Origin of the sequence: Brevibacterium sp. HMSC063G07, from assembly GCF_001810665.1 — a bacterium.
Lineage (GTDB): Bacteria > Actinomycetota > Actinomycetes > Actinomycetales > Brevibacteriaceae > Brevibacterium.
In genome coordinates this window covers 1-973 of the sequence record NZ_KV802336.1, presented here as the reverse complement: position 1 = coordinate 973, position 973 = coordinate 1, and the positions used below count along the sequence as shown (strand labels likewise).

At 61.2% G+C, this 973-nt stretch carries 1 protein-coding gene; it reads left to right on the top strand.

The genetic code is table 11. The features are described from left to right. Positions 1-49: 49 nt before the first annotated feature. A protein-coding gene (locus tag HMPREF2757_RS11645) for an IS5 family transposase (protein WP_218079067.1) occupies positions 50-959 on the top strand; the annotation gives its coding sequence in 2 pieces (ribosomal slippage) (positions 50-418 and positions 420-959; 909 coding nt in all). The last annotated feature ends 14 nt before the right edge of the window (positions 960-973 follow it).

Genomic DNA, 973 nt, shown 5'->3' with positions numbered 1-973 from the left:
CTAGGGCGTGTCTCCTAATTGTGGGCCTGTGCTCGAGCATGATTGAGGTGTGTCACAACGGTCTAGATTTACGCAGTTCACGAATGCACAGTGGGAGCGAGTTGAACCACTTCTGCCAACGAATGAGGGCCGTAAAGGCCGCCCGTTTGGTGATAGCCGCCGCGTTGTAGAGGGCATCATCTACCGGTACCGCACCGGAATCCCGTGGCGAGATCTCCCCGACCGGTATGGTCCCTGGCAGACGGTGTGGAAGCGGCATCGCCGCTACGCAACCGACGGCACCTGGGACCGCGTATTCGCGCACATCCTCGCCGAGGCCGATGCAGTGGGCGACATTGACTGGAACGTGTCAATCGACGCGACGATCAACCGTGCTCATCAGCACGGTACGAACCTGCCGCGCCCTGATCAGGACACAGGGGGCTCTATCGAATTACAAGAATCTGCCGTTATGCGAGATTGAACCGGCAGGTCACGGGATCGGGAGATCACGCGGAGGGTTGAGCACGAAGGTACATTTTGCTGTCGAGGGGCATGGCCGGCCGCTGTCGATTGTGGTGACGGGCGGGCAACGCCATGATGGCGCGATGTTGCAGGAAGTCCTCGGCGATATTCGGGTCCCGAGAATTGGGTGCGGGCAGGCGCGGACGCGCCCTGATGCGTTGCTTGCTGATCGCGGGTACACGTCACGGGTGAACCGCGCGTATCTGCGTGAGCGCGGCATCGCCGCGGTGATTCCGGAGAAGTCTAATGAGATCGCTGCCAGGAAGCGTAAGGGTCGTGCTGGCGGGCGACCGCCCGGGTTTGATGCGGAGCTGTACAAAGACCGCAACGTGGTCGAGCGGGCCTTTGGGTTGATGAAGCAGTGGCGCGGGCTTGCGACGCGTTATGACAAGCTCGCGGTCACGTATCGCGCGGGAGTGGTGCTTGCGGCGATTCTGGTCTGGTTACGCATATAAGAGACACGCCCTAG